The organism is Lactococcus taiwanensis (genome assembly GCF_014905395.1).
GTDB classification, from domain to species: domain Bacteria; phylum Bacillota; class Bacilli; order Lactobacillales; family Streptococcaceae; genus Lactococcus; species Lactococcus taiwanensis.
Map to the genome: position 1 here is coordinate 65,443 of NZ_BNDT01000007.1, position 13,591 is coordinate 79,033.

17 protein-coding genes are annotated in these 13,591 nt (G+C 38.9%); 2 read left to right on the forward strand and 15 right to left on the reverse strand.

Annotation, left to right across the window (positions count from 1 at the left end):
* The first annotated feature begins 166 nt into the window (after positions 1 to 166).
* Positions 167 to 607, forward strand: coding sequence for a flavodoxin (locus JKP71_RS08615; protein ID WP_075524454.1), 441 nt, complete (start codon positions 167 to 169; stop codon positions 605 to 607).
* A gap of 35 nt (positions 608 to 642) precedes the next feature.
* On the opposite strand, the gene JKP71_RS08620 is transcribed toward JKP71_RS08615, so the two are convergent.
* Both JKP71_RS08620 and JKP71_RS08625 read right to left on the reverse strand, forming a co-directional pair.
* On the reverse strand, positions 643 to 972 hold the full coding sequence (locus JKP71_RS08620) for an inorganic diphosphatase (protein ID WP_200407708.1): 330 nt from the start codon (positions 970 to 972) through the stop codon (positions 643 to 645).
* Between the two features lie 76 nt (positions 973 to 1,048).
* Positions 1,049 to 1,837 carry a TrmH family RNA methyltransferase gene (locus JKP71_RS08625; protein WP_200407709.1) on the reverse strand — a complete coding sequence of 263 codons (789 nt, stop codon included), beginning with the start codon at positions 1,835 to 1,837 and terminating at the stop codon, positions 1,049 to 1,051.
* 262 nt (positions 1,838 to 2,099) lie between these two features.
* Here JKP71_RS08625 and JKP71_RS08630 point away from each other — a divergent pair, with 262 nt between their 5' ends.
* Positions 2,100 to 2,393 carry an acylphosphatase gene (locus JKP71_RS08630; RefSeq protein ID WP_200407710.1) on the forward strand — a complete coding sequence of 98 codons (294 nt, stop codon included), beginning with the start codon at positions 2,100 to 2,102 and terminating at the stop codon, positions 2,391 to 2,393.
* 48 nt (positions 2,394 to 2,441) lie between these two features.
* Here JKP71_RS08630 and serB read toward each other — a convergent pair whose 3' ends face one another.
* From serB to JKP71_RS08695, 13 genes are all read right to left on the reverse strand, one after another.
* The gene (serB, locus tag JKP71_RS08635; protein ID WP_200407711.1) at positions 2,442 to 3,077 is read right to left on the reverse strand and encodes a phosphoserine phosphatase SerB; all 636 of its coding nucleotides are present in this window, start codon (positions 3,075 to 3,077) and stop codon (positions 2,442 to 2,444) included.
* On the reverse strand, positions 3,077 to 4,273 hold the full coding sequence (locus JKP71_RS08640) for a phosphoglycerate dehydrogenase (protein WP_200407712.1): 1,197 nt from the start codon (positions 4,271 to 4,273) through the stop codon (positions 3,077 to 3,079). The genes serB and JKP71_RS08640 overlap by 1 nt, the downstream gene beginning before the upstream one ends.
* Positions 4,270 to 5,370, reverse strand: a complete 1,101-nt coding sequence (serC, locus tag JKP71_RS08645) for a 3-phosphoserine/phosphohydroxythreonine transaminase (protein ID WP_200407713.1) — start codon at positions 5,368 to 5,370, stop codon at positions 4,270 to 4,272. Before serC ends, JKP71_RS08640 begins: the two co-directional genes overlap by 4 nt.
* 138 nt (positions 5,371 to 5,508) lie before the next feature.
* Positions 5,509 to 6,111, reverse strand: a complete 603-nt coding sequence (locus tag JKP71_RS08650) for a lysozyme family protein (RefSeq protein WP_200407714.1) — start codon at positions 6,109 to 6,111, stop codon at positions 5,509 to 5,511.
* Positions 6,112 to 6,291: 180 nt separating this feature from the next.
* Positions 6,292 to 7,542, reverse strand: coding sequence for a serine hydroxymethyltransferase (gene glyA / locus JKP71_RS08655; protein WP_075524446.1), 1,251 nt, complete (start codon positions 7,540 to 7,542; stop codon positions 6,292 to 6,294).
* A 125-nt stretch (positions 7,543 to 7,667) separates the two neighbouring features.
* Positions 7,668 to 8,588 carry an L-threonylcarbamoyladenylate synthase gene (locus JKP71_RS09620; protein WP_200407715.1) on the reverse strand — a complete coding sequence of 307 codons (921 nt, stop codon included), beginning with the start codon at positions 8,586 to 8,588 and terminating at the stop codon, positions 7,668 to 7,670.
* Positions 8,585 to 9,043: a GNAT family N-acetyltransferase gene (locus tag JKP71_RS08665; RefSeq protein ID WP_200407716.1), complete on the reverse strand. Its 459-nt coding sequence runs from the start codon at positions 9,041 to 9,043 to the stop codon at positions 8,585 to 8,587. The genes JKP71_RS09620 and JKP71_RS08665 overlap by 4 nt, the downstream gene beginning before the upstream one ends.
* A gap of 9 nt (positions 9,044 to 9,052) precedes the next feature.
* The gene (gene prmC / locus JKP71_RS08670; RefSeq protein WP_200407717.1) at positions 9,053 to 9,868 is read right to left on the reverse strand and encodes a peptide chain release factor N(5)-glutamine methyltransferase; all 816 of its coding nucleotides are present in this window, start codon (positions 9,866 to 9,868) and stop codon (positions 9,053 to 9,055) included.
* Between the two features lie 88 nt (positions 9,869 to 9,956).
* The gene (gene nfsA, locus JKP71_RS08675; RefSeq protein ID WP_200407718.1) at positions 9,957 to 10,694 is read right to left on the reverse strand and encodes an oxygen-insensitive NADPH nitroreductase; all 738 of its coding nucleotides are present in this window, start codon (positions 10,692 to 10,694) and stop codon (positions 9,957 to 9,959) included.
* Between the two features lie 108 nt (positions 10,695 to 10,802).
* A complete protein-coding gene (locus JKP71_RS08680; RefSeq protein WP_200407719.1) occupies positions 10,803 to 11,330 on the reverse strand; it encodes a hypothetical protein in 528 nt (175 codons plus the stop codon).
* Positions 11,330 to 12,403, reverse strand: coding sequence for a peptide chain release factor 1 (gene prfA, locus JKP71_RS08685; RefSeq protein ID WP_075524441.1), 1,074 nt, complete (start codon positions 12,401 to 12,403; stop codon positions 11,330 to 11,332). The genes JKP71_RS08680 and prfA overlap by 1 nt, the downstream gene beginning before the upstream one ends.
* A gap of 12 nt (positions 12,404 to 12,415) precedes the next feature.
* On the reverse strand, positions 12,416 to 12,862 hold the full coding sequence (locus tag JKP71_RS08690) for a hypothetical protein (RefSeq protein WP_075524440.1): 447 nt from the start codon (positions 12,860 to 12,862) through the stop codon (positions 12,416 to 12,418).
* A gap of 11 nt (positions 12,863 to 12,873) precedes the next feature.
* Positions 12,874 to 13,443: a thymidine kinase gene (locus JKP71_RS08695; protein WP_075524439.1), complete on the reverse strand. Its 570-nt coding sequence runs from the start codon at positions 13,441 to 13,443 to the stop codon at positions 12,874 to 12,876.
* Positions 13,444 to 13,591: the final 148 nt, after the last annotated feature.

Here is a 13,591-nt window from a genome sequence, read left to right on the forward strand (position 1 = left end):
TAAATTCTCTTTTTCTTTCATCTTTTTTCTACTAATAGCAGAGCTAGCCCTTTTGTTCAAGCTCCTTCTTATAGTTTTAAGTATTGATTTGTTATGAATTTTGATATAATGTGAGTGAATGCTTTTCATTGTAATATTATTATTTTACCCAGAAGGAGATAGGAAAATGCCTTTAGCAAAAATTGTATATGCCAGCATGACAGGAAACACCGAAGCGTGTGCGGATATTGTTGCCGATAAACTTGAAGAATTAGGTTGGGAAGTAGAGCTCGATGAGTGCACGTCGGTTGATGCCGAAGATATGATGGATGCGGACCTATGTATTGTAGGGACCTACACTTACGGCGATGGAGAATTGCCTGATGAAATCGTAGATTTCTATGAAGAATTAAAAGATGTTGATTTGACTGGAAAAACTTACGGAGTCTTTGGTTCTGGTGACACTTTTTATGATGATTTCTGTTTGTGCGTTGATATGTTTGATGAAACCTTGGCAATGACAGGCGCTACTAAAGGTGCGGAATCTGTCAAAGTCGATCTATCACCCGAAGACGAAGATGAAGCGGCTCTTGAAAACTTCGCCGAAACGTTAGCTAATCAATTCTAAGCAAAAAACGCGCTAGTTAATACGCGTTTTTTTATTTAATCTTCTACCAAGTCAACTTGAGCATCAAAATACTGTTCTTGAAAGTGGACTGCCTGTAGGATTTCAGCTTGAGTGAAAGTCTCTTTTTCTGTAGTCAAAACCCATTTGTCCTCGACATCATCTTTTCTAGTGATTATAGCGATTAACTTGCCAGTGAACGTTTGAAGGGGTTTGTTGTACTCGGGCAATCGTGAAAGAATATAAACATCTTGTTCCTCACCGTCTCCCGCTATGATATGCTCAATGTAACCATAGTTTATGGGATAAACCGTACCATGGTGGACATAGCCAACAGGACGATCTATGATCGCTTTAAAAATTTCCATCTTTATCTCCCTCTCAACTCTGACCAGCTGGTCAGTAGTTTTCAAACTTGTTAGCGAAAAGTTGTTCGAATAAGCATTACATTGAAAACATCAAAATTCCTGCGGCAACTGCGACATTTAGAGACTCAGCTTGACCTGGCATTTCAATATGTACCAAAATATCCGCAGCTTTAACTGCTTCTTCTGATACGCCTGCGCCTTCATTTCCCATGACAAGAGCAAAACGCTCCTTGTGGATGGTTTGGTAAGCTACAGAGTCTGCTGATAGCGTGGTTGTTAGGATAGGCAACTTAGCCTTTTGCAAGTCTTTGAACCCTTCAGTCACACTGCTTTTAATCACAGGCAAATGAAAATGAGAGCCTTGCATGGCACGGATAACTTTTGGACTGTAAGGATCGGCAGTTTCTCCTAGGAGTAATACCCCATCGAACCCTGCAGCATCTGCTGTACGTATCATTGTGCCGACATTGCCGGGATCTTGCACATGCTCAAGTACAAGATACTTATCGCCTGAAAAGTCAACTTTTCGATTGATAAAACCAACCTCCGCTATTACGCCTTGAGGATGCTCGCTCTCAGCCAAACTTTTCAGCACTTCTGGTGTCACAAAGTTTACTGACAAACCTGTCAGTTCGGATGATTGTTTTACGGCTGTGATTGGGCGGCCGACTTTTGCTAAAAGCTTTTCTAATTTTTCTTCTTTGGAGGCTTCAACAAAGATCTGTAGCACAGGGTGATCAGCCTTGAGTGCTTCTTCTAAGAGGTGAAAGCCTTCGACTAAATAAGAGGTCTTCCGATACTTTTTCGTCAGTAACTTACGAGCTTCTTTAATTTTTTTATTTTCTTTTGAACTGATAATTTCCATACCCTCATTTTAACAGAATTTTGCGAATCTTGCTGAGGCTTATGGTATAATTGAATAAACCGTTTACAAAGGAGGACATAGGATGGTTCTTTTCAAACAGAAAAACAAGCCCACTAACTCAGAAATTCCAGTTCATCACAAGGACTCGGGTTCACGAGAACAAACTTATCGTTTACGAAGACGTTCCTCTTTTCTATTTTGTATTCTATTTGTTCTTTTAACACTCTACTTTCTACGCTAACATTACAATAAGGAGGCTGCTATGCAAAAAGTAAAAATGCTTGTTTCAGGTAAAGTCCAAGGAGTAGGCTTTCGATACTTTGTGATTATTACCGCTCGTGAACTCGGTATTTGGGGACGGGTATGGAATAATGATGACGGAACAGTGGGTATCTATGCTCAAACAGATCATCCCGAAGCACTGACTAAATTTACTGCTACTATACGCGGTGAAGCTAGTGCAAAAAGGAAACTTCCACCTTTTGCAAAAGTGACTTATGTTGAGAGTACCCCTGCACAATTCCCCGATTTTACTACTTTTGATGTGACCTACTAAATCAATGACGCCTCCTGATGAAAGCTTTCATCAAGAAGCAGTCATTTTTTAATTGTCCAAAAATTCAAGGACGCGCATGAGATCTCGCTCATCAAGAACGTACGAAACAGACGCTTTAACCAGCGGTTTAGCATTAAAAGCCACACCAGTTCCAACGCTCTGTAGCATAGGAATATCATTTGCTCCATCCCCAAGGGCAATGACCTCATCAAGACCGAGTTCATTCTCCTTTGCCCATCGCTTAACTTGTTCAAGTTTAACTGTTTTATCCACTATGACCCCAGCTGTTTTACCCGTCAGAATATTTTTTTCAATAGCTAAATGATTAGCACATACATAATCAATTTTTAACTTTTTGACAAGGGGATGCAGGACTTCATAAAAACCACCTGAAACAAGCCCAACCTTCCACTGATGAGCATGAGCATACTGAATAAGTTCCTGAGCTCCCTTTGTCAGATGAAGCTGCTTATAAATTTTTTTAACTTCTTCTATATCCAAACCTTTCAAGTAAGCCACGCGTTCTTCAAGAGCCGCTTTAAACTCTAAGTCCCCTCGCATTGCAGCAGCGGTAATCTTCGCCATCTGCTGACCCTTCCCGACCTTTTGCCCCAATAAATCAATGACCTCTTCCTCAATCAACGTTCCATCAACATCCATGACAAGAAGACGTTTTGCTTTCATCACATTCCCCTCTTATTTTTTATTAAGCGAACTCGCACTACATTATCTGCTTTAGAGAAACGTTCAATGAGCGCTTTGATTTTCTCCTCATCTTGCTCATCCAGATCAAGCAGCGTATAAGCATAATCTCCCTGCCCACGATTGACAATATTGGCAATATTGATATTTTCTTTTGCCACCGCCATTGATATTTGGGCCACGACATTGGGGACATTTTTATTAATTAAAGTAATCCGATAAGGCGAGAGTAATTCTTGAGTAACTCTTGGAAAATTAACAGCGTTAATAATCTCACCAGTTTGTAGATATGTCTGTACAGAATCTAAAGCCATTCTCGTGCAGTTCAAACCGGCTTCTTTTGTTGATCCGCCTAAGTGAGGTGTTAAAAATACTTGAGCACAATTGTTAAAGCATTCAGAACCAAAATCTGTTCCAAAAAACTTGACAATTCCTGCATCAATCGCTCTTAAAATATCCTTTTTGTTACTAATTTCATCCCGAGCATAGTTAAGTAAGATCACACCTTTTTTACATTGAGAAAGATTTGCCCAATTCAATAACCCTTGCGTTTCTGGCGTGGCTGGCATATGAACGGTGATATAATCCGATTTTTGAAGTAGCTCTGTAAGTTGATGAACACGTTTAACATGATGAGATAAATTCCAAGCATGTTCGATAGAAAGGTAAGGGTCATACCCCAATACTTTCATTCCTAGACGGCGTGCATCATTAGCAACACGTGAACCAATATTTCCCAGTCCAATCACGCCTAAAGTTTTTCCAGCAAGCTCTGAGCCTGAAAAAACTTTTTTCGCTTCCTCTACCCTCTGATCTATTTCTTCATCTGTACCAGTTTGAGCGCGGAGCCATTGATTGGCTTGTTCTAGATTGCGGGTTCCAAAGATCATCATACCTAAGACTAACTCTTTTACCGCATTCGCATTTCCACCGGGCGCATTAAAAACTACTATTCCCTCTTGGGCACATCTTTCTATTGGAATATTATTAAAACCAGCCCCTGCACGTCCTATAGCGAGGAGTTTTTTAGAAAAAGTATAATTGTGAAAAGGCTGTGCTCGGCAAATAAATGCATCGGCTTGGTCCTCCTCAACTTCATTGACCACAAAAGGTGCTTCGACTTCTGCTAAAGCAATCTGATCAATATTATTACCAATTGTTTTAATATGAAAAGTCATTTATTCTCCTCCTCAAAATCCTTCATAAATTCGATTAGCTTCCTAACTCCTTCGATAGGAAAAGCATTATAAAGACTTGCACGTAAGCCTCCTACAGAACGATGACCTTTTAACGCTAGCAACCCTCTTTTTTCAGCCTCATTAGCAAACTCCACATCAAGGTTTTGATGTGGACACCTAAAAATGACATTACAAATAGAGCGTTCATTTATGTTATAGACAGGATTATCATAAAAATCTGATTGATCAATATAATCATAAAGTAATTTCGCTTTTTTTCGATTTTGCCTTTCAAGCTCTTTTACTCCCCCTTGCGCTTTAACCCATTTAAAAATTAAGCCTGCTACATAAATAGCAAAAGTAGGTGGAGTATTATACATCGATTGATGCTCAGCTAAAACCTGATAATCAAGCATAGAGGGGAGCGCTTGATCCTTAGAGAGTAAATCTTTTTTGATAATCACTACTGTCAAACCGGCTATACCTAAGTTCTTTTGTGCGCCAGCATAAACCATACCAAACTTAGAAATATCATAATCCACAGCCATAATATTAGAACTCATGTCTGCAATAAGGGGAACTTCGTGGCTTTCAGGTAAATTCTCAGGAAAAATAGCTGTTCCTTCAACCGTATTATTGGTGGTCAAATGTAAATAGGCGGCTTTTTGGAAATCTATTTTCTCTAAATCAATTTTAAGGAGACGATCATAGTGATGATGCGCTGTTGAGCCTAAGCTAACAACATCTATGTTTTCCAATCGGCTGGCCTTAACCGCTTCTTCGTAAGCTTTTTTACCAAATATCCCAGAAATCGCATAATAGGCGGTTTTGTTCTGAGCTAAATTAAGAGGGAGCATCATAAACTGTGTAGAGGCTCCTCCTTGCAAAAATAAAATCTCATAATCTGCAGGTATGCCCATCAACGCTCGTAAATCATTCTTTGCATCTGATATAAGAGCTTGAAAATCCAAGGAGCGATGAGAAGTTTCTAATATTGATAACCCAGTATGATTAAAATTCATTATTTCACGCTTAATTACTTCCAAAACTTCCTGGGGAACAACACTCGGTCCTGCGCCAAAATTATAGTCAGCCATCTTCATCACTCCATCTTCATCTTTTTTAGGTTTTCTTTATTATAATATAATTTTCTGATAATTCAAATTAAAAAAAGTAAATTCACTGCATCCGTAGAATTTACTTTTTTTATTATTTTAGAATTAGTAAGAGATTTATTACCAATTTAATAAGTCTAGTAAGTACATGTTCCAAGCGACTTCTTTAGCATAGAAAATATTTCCTCCGTTGGAATAAAGTTTGCCTTTATTGTAAAGGAGGGAGTCTAGTGTCACATGATAGTAGGTTTGGCCGGATGTATTTCCCAAACTGGGTGCTACAACATCTCGGGAATACGCTTTTGAGAGTTTGATTGTGTTCTTTCCTCCATGTTTAGCAATATAATCCACATACGATTTCCCATAATTATAGGCTTGTACGCCAGTCCAAACATCCACATTTTTTTCTTCAGCGTATTCAAGTACCTTTGAAAGGTTTAAAATTCCTTGTTGAATACTGTCCTCTTCATTAGAAATTTCATTTGCCTTCCCATTTAAACTTTCGCTGGACTGCATGATATCTGCTTCTTTACCTTTTGTTTCTGTATAGATGATGGCTAAAGCAAGTTGAGTATCTCCGCTCAAACCTTGCGCCTTCAAACTTTTTTTAACGGCTGCTTCATACGACATAACATGTTTAACGTTCTGATGTGCCCGATAAACATAAAAACCACCGCACATTACCAGGAGCAGCACTACAATTCCAACTATTTTTTTCAACATTTTACTTACCTAATTTTAGTCGCTAAGTTCTTCTTTTACATTTCAGTTTCTATATTCTCTATTTCATGTCATATTTTGTCGCGACTATTTCTAAATCTCTTTTATTATACCATTTTTAATTTAAATAGAGCTTAATTTTGGACGTAAGAAAAAAGCAAGCCCTGCAAGCTTGCTCTACTATTAATATAAAGGAAATTCATCGGTTAAGTCTAAAACAGCCTGACGAACTTCTTCTAATTTTTCTTTATTATCATGATTGACCAATGCTTTTGAAACGAGTTGGGCAACTTGACGTGCATGTTCTTCTTTAAAGCCACGCGAGGTAATCGCTGCTGCACCAATTCGTACACCTGAGGTTTTAAAAGGAGAGAGTGTTTCATCGGGGATTGCTTCTTTATTCAAGGTGATATGGACCGTATCCAATAAATCTTGAGCTTCTTTTCCGTTGATTCCAAGATCTAAAACTTTCAAGTTAAGTAAATGATTATCGGATCCTCCAGCAATCAGGCGGAGCCCTTTTACATTTGCAAATTCTTCAGCCATAACTTGAGTATTTTTTACAACCTGATTAATATAAGTGGTGAATGCAGGGTCAAGGGCTTCTTTAAAAGCAACTGCCTTGGCCGCGATAACGTGTTCCAAGGGGCCGCCTTGTGTCCCTGGAAAAATTGCGGAATTGATTTTTTTCGCCAAAAGCTCATCATTGGTTAAAATCATCCCGCCGCGAGGACCTCTTAAGGTTTTATGTGTGGTGGTGGTTACTACATCAGCATAGGGAATAGGACTTGGGTGGACTCCTGTCGCTACTAGACCAGCGATGTGGGCCATATCCACCATCAATTTAGCCCCTACTTCATCAGCTATTTCTCGAAATTTTTTAAAATCAATGGTGCGAGAATAGGCGGAAGCTCCTGCAACAATAAGTTTTGGTTTTACCTTTTGTGCAAGCTGAAGAATTTCTTCATAATCCAATCGTTCTGTCTCTGCATTTACACCATAAGGAACAAAATGGTACATCTTACCAGAAAAATTAACTGCAGCACCATGCGTTAAATGTCCCCCCGCATTAAGATCCATTCCCAAGACCGTGTCCCCAGGCTCAATAAGTGCCATATAAGCTGCTGCATTCGCTTGTGATCCTGAATGAGGTTGCACATTAGCAAATTGGACACCGAAAAGCTCTTTAGCCCGCTCAATTGCTAGATTTTCCACTACATCAACAGCTTCTGTTCCTCCATAATACCGCTTTCCAGGATAACCTTCTGCATATTTATTTGTCAAGACAGAGCCTTGTGCGGCAAGTACAGCCTTAGATACTATATTTTCTGAAGCAATAAGTTCTATATTTTGCTGTTGGCGCTTTTCTTCTGCGTGAATTGCAGCCCAAAGCTCAGGGTCAAAACTTTCAAAATCTACTTTATCAAAAATCATAATCTCTCCTTATTTATCGCTATTTTTATTATATCTTACTCTACACGAGATATTAAAATAACTTGTTTTCTAATCAGGAATCTAATTAGAAACGTTCGGAAATACAGCCCTAACTCCCCGACAGTCTATTGGATATCTGCCAACTCAGGAACTTCTCTCAACAATTGCTCACGCGTAATCGCTCCCTGACGCAGTAAACGAGGGGTCTTGCCAGTTAAATCAATAATTGTCGTGTCCAGCCCATAAATACTGTCGTCTTGAATCGCCACTTGCGCATTTTCTAAAATCTGGGGACTCAAATCAGCAAAAAATTGCGGGCTTGGATCTCCTGTTAAATTAGCGGAAGGTCCCACTAGAACCCCTACCTTTTCAATCACTTTTTGGGTGATTTTAATACTTGGCATTCTAAAACCAACGGTCGTCTTCCCGATATGAATCCACTCAGGAACAGCATTTGAGGCTTCAAGAATAATTGTTAAGGGTCCAGGTAAAAAAGATCCTACCAATTTTTCAAGGTAAACTGGTTGATGTTTGCTATATTTCAAGATATCCGCGTAACTGGCAACATTCATATTCAAAGCTTTTTCTGTTGGACGACCTTTGACAGCATAGAGTTTCTTGACTGCTTTTTCATCCAGTGCATTCGCAAAGAGTCCATAGACGGTTTCGGTAGGTAAGATTGCAAGTTCGCTTGTTTGAAGGGCTTTGGCTGCTTTAGCTACATTGCGATCAAGTTTATTCCGATTTTTTTCGGAATTTTTAGCCAAAAGTTTTTGAAGTCTTTCCGCTTCTTGAAACAGTGCTTCACGAAGTTTCTTTATGTCATCTGGAACATGATAAGCCCGACGGAATAAGATACCGACGAGACCGTAAAATCCACCATCAACTTTTTCAATTTCATTGGCAAAATTCTTCAAGCCACCCTGAGTAAAGTTTAATGCTTCCTGAGCCTTATCCTCTTTTTCTTGAGCAATCAAAGTCTCAACATCTTTCAATTGAGCTTGGAGAAAGGAAGCCATTGTGCGTAAATCATTTTCAATTTTCATTTTAAATTCTTTCTTAAATATACTTTATCTTTTAGCTGACACCCTCTGTCAAAGAGAGCATGTTCATAATGCTCAACAAAATAATTCTTCAAAATCTGCGTTTCTTCAAAACCACATTTTTTATAAAACTGAACGTTTCCGGATACATCATCTGTACCAACCATCAGGACATCTGCGCGATTCTGATACTGCTTGATTAAGTGTTCCATCATTACTTTGCCATAACCTTGCCTTTGATATTCAGTAGCAACCGCAAAATTTTCAATTTCATATTGTCTTGGGTATTTTTCTGTCACAACAACAGCACCAATGACAGCACCGTCAGTAACTGACAGGATAAAAAGCTCGCCCTTTTTCAAATAATTTCTCAAGTGCGGTCCGTCATCAGCTAAAAGGAGCAAAGGCAAGAAGTCTTCTTTTTGTTGCGTGATTTTATCCAACTTTATCTTTTGCATACTCTAACCTCAACTCACACTAATCATGCGATCTTTACCAAAAACATCCTGATGGATACTGACAGTTTGGTCAGTAAAGTGTGCTTGAAAAAGTTGCTGTAAAAAAGGGCCCTGCTTATATCCAATTTCAAAGTAGAGTTTTCCGCCGGGCTTAAGATGAGCCCCTGCCTGACGTGCTATCTTTTCATAGATGGCGTAGCCTTGGTGAGCTGCAAATAACGCTGACTCCGGTTCATATTTGATGACCGACTTGTCCATTTCATATGTTTCATCAAATGCAATATAGGGGGGATTTGAGACAATCAAATCAAATTTTTCATCAGTAAACTGGTCCATGACGTCAGACTGTACGAACTCTACTAAGAGACCATGTTCCTTCGCATTTTCTGAGGCAAGTTCTAAGGCGGACTCTGACAAATCAGAAGCTGTTACTTGCCACTCTTTATGGGCTTTGGCTAAAGCGAGCGCAATGGCACCAGAACCGGTCCCGATATCTAACACGTGCAACTTCTCTTTTTTATTTTCTTTCAGAATGAGAGCCACTAGCTCTTCTGTCTCTGGACGCGGAATAAGCACTCGCTGATCCACTTTTAAACGTAAATCACAAAATTCAGCCCAGCCGACAAGATATTGAGGGGGTTCATCTTCTTTTAGACGTGCTGACAGCTCTGTCAGTAACTTTAAATCATTTTCACCAATTTTTTCGCGCATTAAATTCAACCAAGCCAACTTATCCAAATTATATTTGTGACGCCAGACAAATTCTAGCGCAAAAGGTTCATTTAACTCCGCTGATAGAGTGCGTACCGCTTCAATCCACAGCATTTCTCTCTTTTTCCCATCCTTGTTTATTTCGATTTTATCTCTACAAGTATAGCAAAAAAGCCTGATAAAATCAGGTTTTATGCCCCTCTCAGGATAAAGTAAAGCCTTGTTGTTTCAAAAAATTAGCAACATCTTTCCGGCGGGGCTCGCTAAGAAATTGACTCATTTCTTGCGTCCAATCGGTATCTTTTTGATGACTAGTGCGTTGCTTATAATAATTAGCGCTCGTCGCTTTATATGCTGACAGATCCGTCAGTTTCTGACGATCGTAGCCATCGACTGAAAATATATTATGCTGAGGCAAACGAGGTTTAACTTCATTGCGAAAGTTCGGATAACCAACTGACAGGCCAAATAAAGGTACCGTCAGCTCTGGCAGATCAAGAATTTGAGCGACTTTTGCTAAGTTATTGCGGATGCCGCCAATATAACAGACTCCTAGGTCCATAGACTCAGCAGCGATAGCCATATTCTGTGCTGCAATAGTAGTATCAACGACTGCCACGGTTAAAGCTTCCATATTTCGTAACGCTGCCAATTCTTGTTCATGATCACGTAAAATTTCCGCTTGGCGATACCAATCTGCCACAAAAAGATAAAAAGCACCAGTTTGATTGACGTATGCCGCCGATCCTGAGATTTCAGCTATCTCACGTCTTACAGATTCATCTGCAATTTCGATAATTGTATACGCCTGAACGAAATTTGAAGAAGAGCCAGACTGGGCCGCCGTTATTAGCAGATTTTTGGTTTCCAACGGCAGCGCTTCAGGTTTGAAATTTCTAACAGAGGCATGTTGTAACATTTTTTCGATTGTTGGATACATTTTTTCTCCTTGTCCGTAAAATAAATTCTGTCAGTACTGACAGAATTTATTTTACAACGTTTTTCTATTTTTAACCTATTTCAAAGATGGAGTAAGAATGTACTAATTTTAAATGAGCGGTAGGACACGTGTTAAAAGGTAAGCACATAAAGGAACTTGCAAATTCTCTGAAGAAAAAAGCACGCCAAACTGCTTACGATTCATATTTGTCTCACACACCAACTCTTCTAAGGTACCAAGCTTGGCTCCCAAAGATGTAAAAAATGAGCGGACAGGAGTCTGGCTGTATTTTCCGATTTCAGATAAAGGGAGTCGTTTTTTTGTTTGACTCCAATCTTTATCCTTCTTCACTTCTTGCCACAAACGACAATACTGCTGATTTTCAAATTTTTCAATGGACATACGCGTCCGTTGAGCCCGATGAAGATGCTCCGATTCTGATACGACATTTTCGGCAACAACCCAAGTATCCCCGTTGCTTCCAGTACAATGCAGTAGCTCAAAAGAAATACTCTCGCGTATTGCTCTAAAAACCGTGACTTCTGTTAAGATATTGTTCACTTTCTTAGAAGTCTGCATGCGCCTTTGTTCCTGTCCAACTTCACAAATGTTGAAACCTTCAAACTCAAATTTCATTATTTATTTAATTCTTCTAATTTCTGAGTTTGATCATAAACAATCAAAGCATCAATCACTTCGTCCATTTTCCCAGATAAAATACTATCCAACTTTTGCAAAGTCAAACCAATTCGGTGGTCAGTCACACGGTTTTGTGGGAAATTGTAAGTTCTAATCCGCTCAGAACGATCCCCAGTTCCGACAGTTGATTTACGTTCTGCATTTTGCTTATCCAATTCAATTTGTTGATAGTAATCAAAGACTTTTGTATTCAACAATTTAATAGCTTTATCCCGATTTTTTTGTTGCGTCCGTTCTTCTTGCATTTCCACTTTAATCCCAGTTGGCAAATGGACCATGCGGACCGCAGTAGCAACCTTATTGACGTTCTGTCCACCAGCACCAGAGGCATGGTAAATATCCACACGTAAATCTTTTTGGTCGATTGTCATCTCAAATTCTTCAACTTCAGGCATAACAAGCACGGTAGCCGTTGATGTATGGACACGCCCTTGTGTTTCGGTTACAGGAACACGTTGTACTCGGTGAGCACCTGATTCATATTTCAATTTAGAATAAACAGATGGACCAGAAATTAAAGCTGAAACCTCTTTATACCCCCCAATTCCCGTGATATTTGCTTCCATGATTTCGAACTTCCACCCTTGAGCTTCAGCGTAGTGCTGATACATGTTCAATAAATCACCAGCAAACAGTGCAGCTTCATCACCACCAGCAGCGCCGCGAATTTCTAAAATAATATTTTTCCCATCATTAGGATCTTTGGGAAGAAGTAAAATTTTGATTTGTTCTTCTAATTCTTCCTTTTGAGTTTTAGCATTGGAAAGTTCCTCCTTGAGCATTTCTTTCATCTCATCATCAAGGCCACTCTCTCCAAGCATCTCTTCACTATCTTGAATAGTATCGAGTACTTTCTTATATTCTTTGTAAGTCGCAACTTTATCGCGTAAATCAGCTTCTTCTCGTGAGAGCTCCATGAAACGTTTCGTGTTGGAGACCACTTCTGGGTCAGACAAAAGTTCTCCTAATTCTTCATATCTACCGATTATTGACTCTAATTGATCAAACATATTTTTTTCCTTTTATTTTTTAGTTTTTTTCAGAGGTAAATTTTGTGCCATTTTAACAAAGGATTCCCACTGTGTCACATCCTGCAACATTTCTTTTTTCAATATCAACACTTTATTTTTTCCTTCAAAAAAATGGACTCGATCAGAAAAAATCTCTACATTTCTCACATTCATTTGCGCTTTGATTTGCTCCTCGGTGAGATAAATATCAAGTGTCTGAGGTTTAAAATTTTTTAAAAAGCGACTTTTTAGTTGCCAGCTCAGAAATAAATTACCCAAAACTACGATTAAGATTCCAGATAAAAGAGGCCATAACCATTGCCCTTGACTTCTTACTAGATTAATTACCATAACGATAACCATGATACCTGAAAAAACGAGCATTAAACGCTTCGTCATCACTGACAAAATCCGTGAGTAATCCTGGGCAGTAATTGTTCCTTTAAAATGATAAAACATTTCTTTTCCCCCTACAGTTCTGGTTTAAAATAGTGCTTTCTACATACAGGGATGTAGGTTTCATTGCCACCGATTTGTAACTGTTTGCCTTCGTAAACCGGTTGACCGTCAATTGTACGAATGACCATAGTTGCTTTTTTACTGCAAAACCAGCATATGGTCTTGATTTCCTCAATCTTATCTGCTAATAAAAGCAAATATTTTGAGCCTTCAAAGAGCTCATTACGAAAATCATTCTTTAAGCCAAAAGCCATCACGGGCACTTTCAACTCATCAACAACTCGCGCAAAATCATAGACATGTTTTTTACTTAAAAACTGAGCTTCGTCAACCAAAACACAAAATGGCTTCTGAGGCAAAGCATCTACATAATCAAAAACAGCCGTTTCAGCATCAATAGCGACTGCCTCAGCCTTCATACCAATTCGACTTGCTACTGTCCCAACACCAGCCCGCGTGTCGAGGCTCGATGTCATTAGTAATACTGGCTTTCCCTGTTCTTCATAATTATGAGCAACTTTTAATATTTCAATTGACTTCCCCGAATTCATCGTCCCATATTTAAAATATAATTGCGCCATCCCTTTTCCCTTTACTATTTATTCAAAAAAATTTTTACTAAGTAAAAGTCTCATTGACCTCCACTTAGTAAAACTAATCCAGCTTCTTACTACCATATTAGCCAGTAACATAAAACTCAATTTAAATTATATCATATTTCATTTTCTT

Bases quoted from the DNA above. Each gene is read 5' to 3' on its own strand.
- JKP71_RS08615 (WP_075524454.1), top strand. From the start codon at position 167: ATGCCTTTAGCAAAAATTGTATATGCCAGCATGACAGGAAACACCGAA.
- JKP71_RS08620 (WP_200407708.1), bottom strand. From the start codon at position 972: ATGGAAATTTTTAAAGCGATCATAGATCGTCCTGTTGGCTATGTCCAC.
- JKP71_RS08625 (WP_200407709.1), bottom strand. From the start codon at position 1,837: ATGGAAATTATCAGTTCAAAAGAAAATAAAAAAATTAAAGAAGCTCGT.
- JKP71_RS08630 (WP_200407710.1), top strand. From the start codon at position 2,100: ATGCAAAAAGTAAAAATGCTTGTTTCAGGTAAAGTCCAAGGAGTAGGC.
- serB (WP_200407711.1), bottom strand. From the start codon at position 3,077: ATGAAAGCAAAACGTCTTCTTGTCATGGATGTTGATGGAACGTTGATT.
- JKP71_RS08640 (WP_200407712.1), bottom strand. From the start codon at position 4,273: ATGACTTTTCATATTAAAACAATTGGTAATAATATTGATCAGATTGCT.
- serC (WP_200407713.1), bottom strand. From the start codon at position 5,370: ATGGCTGACTATAATTTTGGCGCAGGACCGAGTGTTGTTCCCCAGGAA.
- JKP71_RS08650 (WP_200407714.1), bottom strand. From the start codon at position 6,111: ATGTTGAAAAAAATAGTTGGAATTGTAGTGCTGCTCCTGGTAATGTGC.
- glyA (WP_075524446.1), bottom strand. From the start codon at position 7,542: ATGATTTTTGATAAAGTAGATTTTGAAAGTTTTGACCCTGAGCTTTGG.
- JKP71_RS09620 (WP_200407715.1), bottom strand. From the start codon at position 8,588: ATGAAAATTGAAAATGATTTACGCACAATGGCTTCCTTTCTCCAAGCT.
- JKP71_RS08665 (WP_200407716.1), bottom strand. From the start codon at position 9,043: ATGCAAAAGATAAAGTTGGATAAAATCACGCAACAAAAAGAAGACTTC.
- prmC (WP_200407717.1), bottom strand. From the start codon at position 9,868: ATGCTGTGGATTGAAGCGGTACGCACTCTATCAGCGGAGTTAAATGAA.
- nfsA (WP_200407718.1), bottom strand. From the start codon at position 10,694: ATGTATCCAACAATCGAAAAAATGTTACAACATGCCTCTGTTAGAAAT.
- JKP71_RS08680 (WP_200407719.1), bottom strand. From the start codon at position 11,330: ATGAAATTTGAGTTTGAAGGTTTCAACATTTGTGAAGTTGGACAGGAA.
- prfA (WP_075524441.1), bottom strand. From the start codon at position 12,403: ATGTTTGATCAATTAGAGTCAATAATCGGTAGATATGAAGAATTAGGA.
- JKP71_RS08690 (WP_075524440.1), bottom strand. From the start codon at position 12,862: ATGTTTTATCATTTTAAAGGAACAATTACTGCCCAGGATTACTCACGG.
- JKP71_RS08695 (WP_075524439.1), bottom strand. From the start codon at position 13,443: ATGGCGCAATTATATTTTAAATATGGGACGATGAATTCGGGGAAGTCA.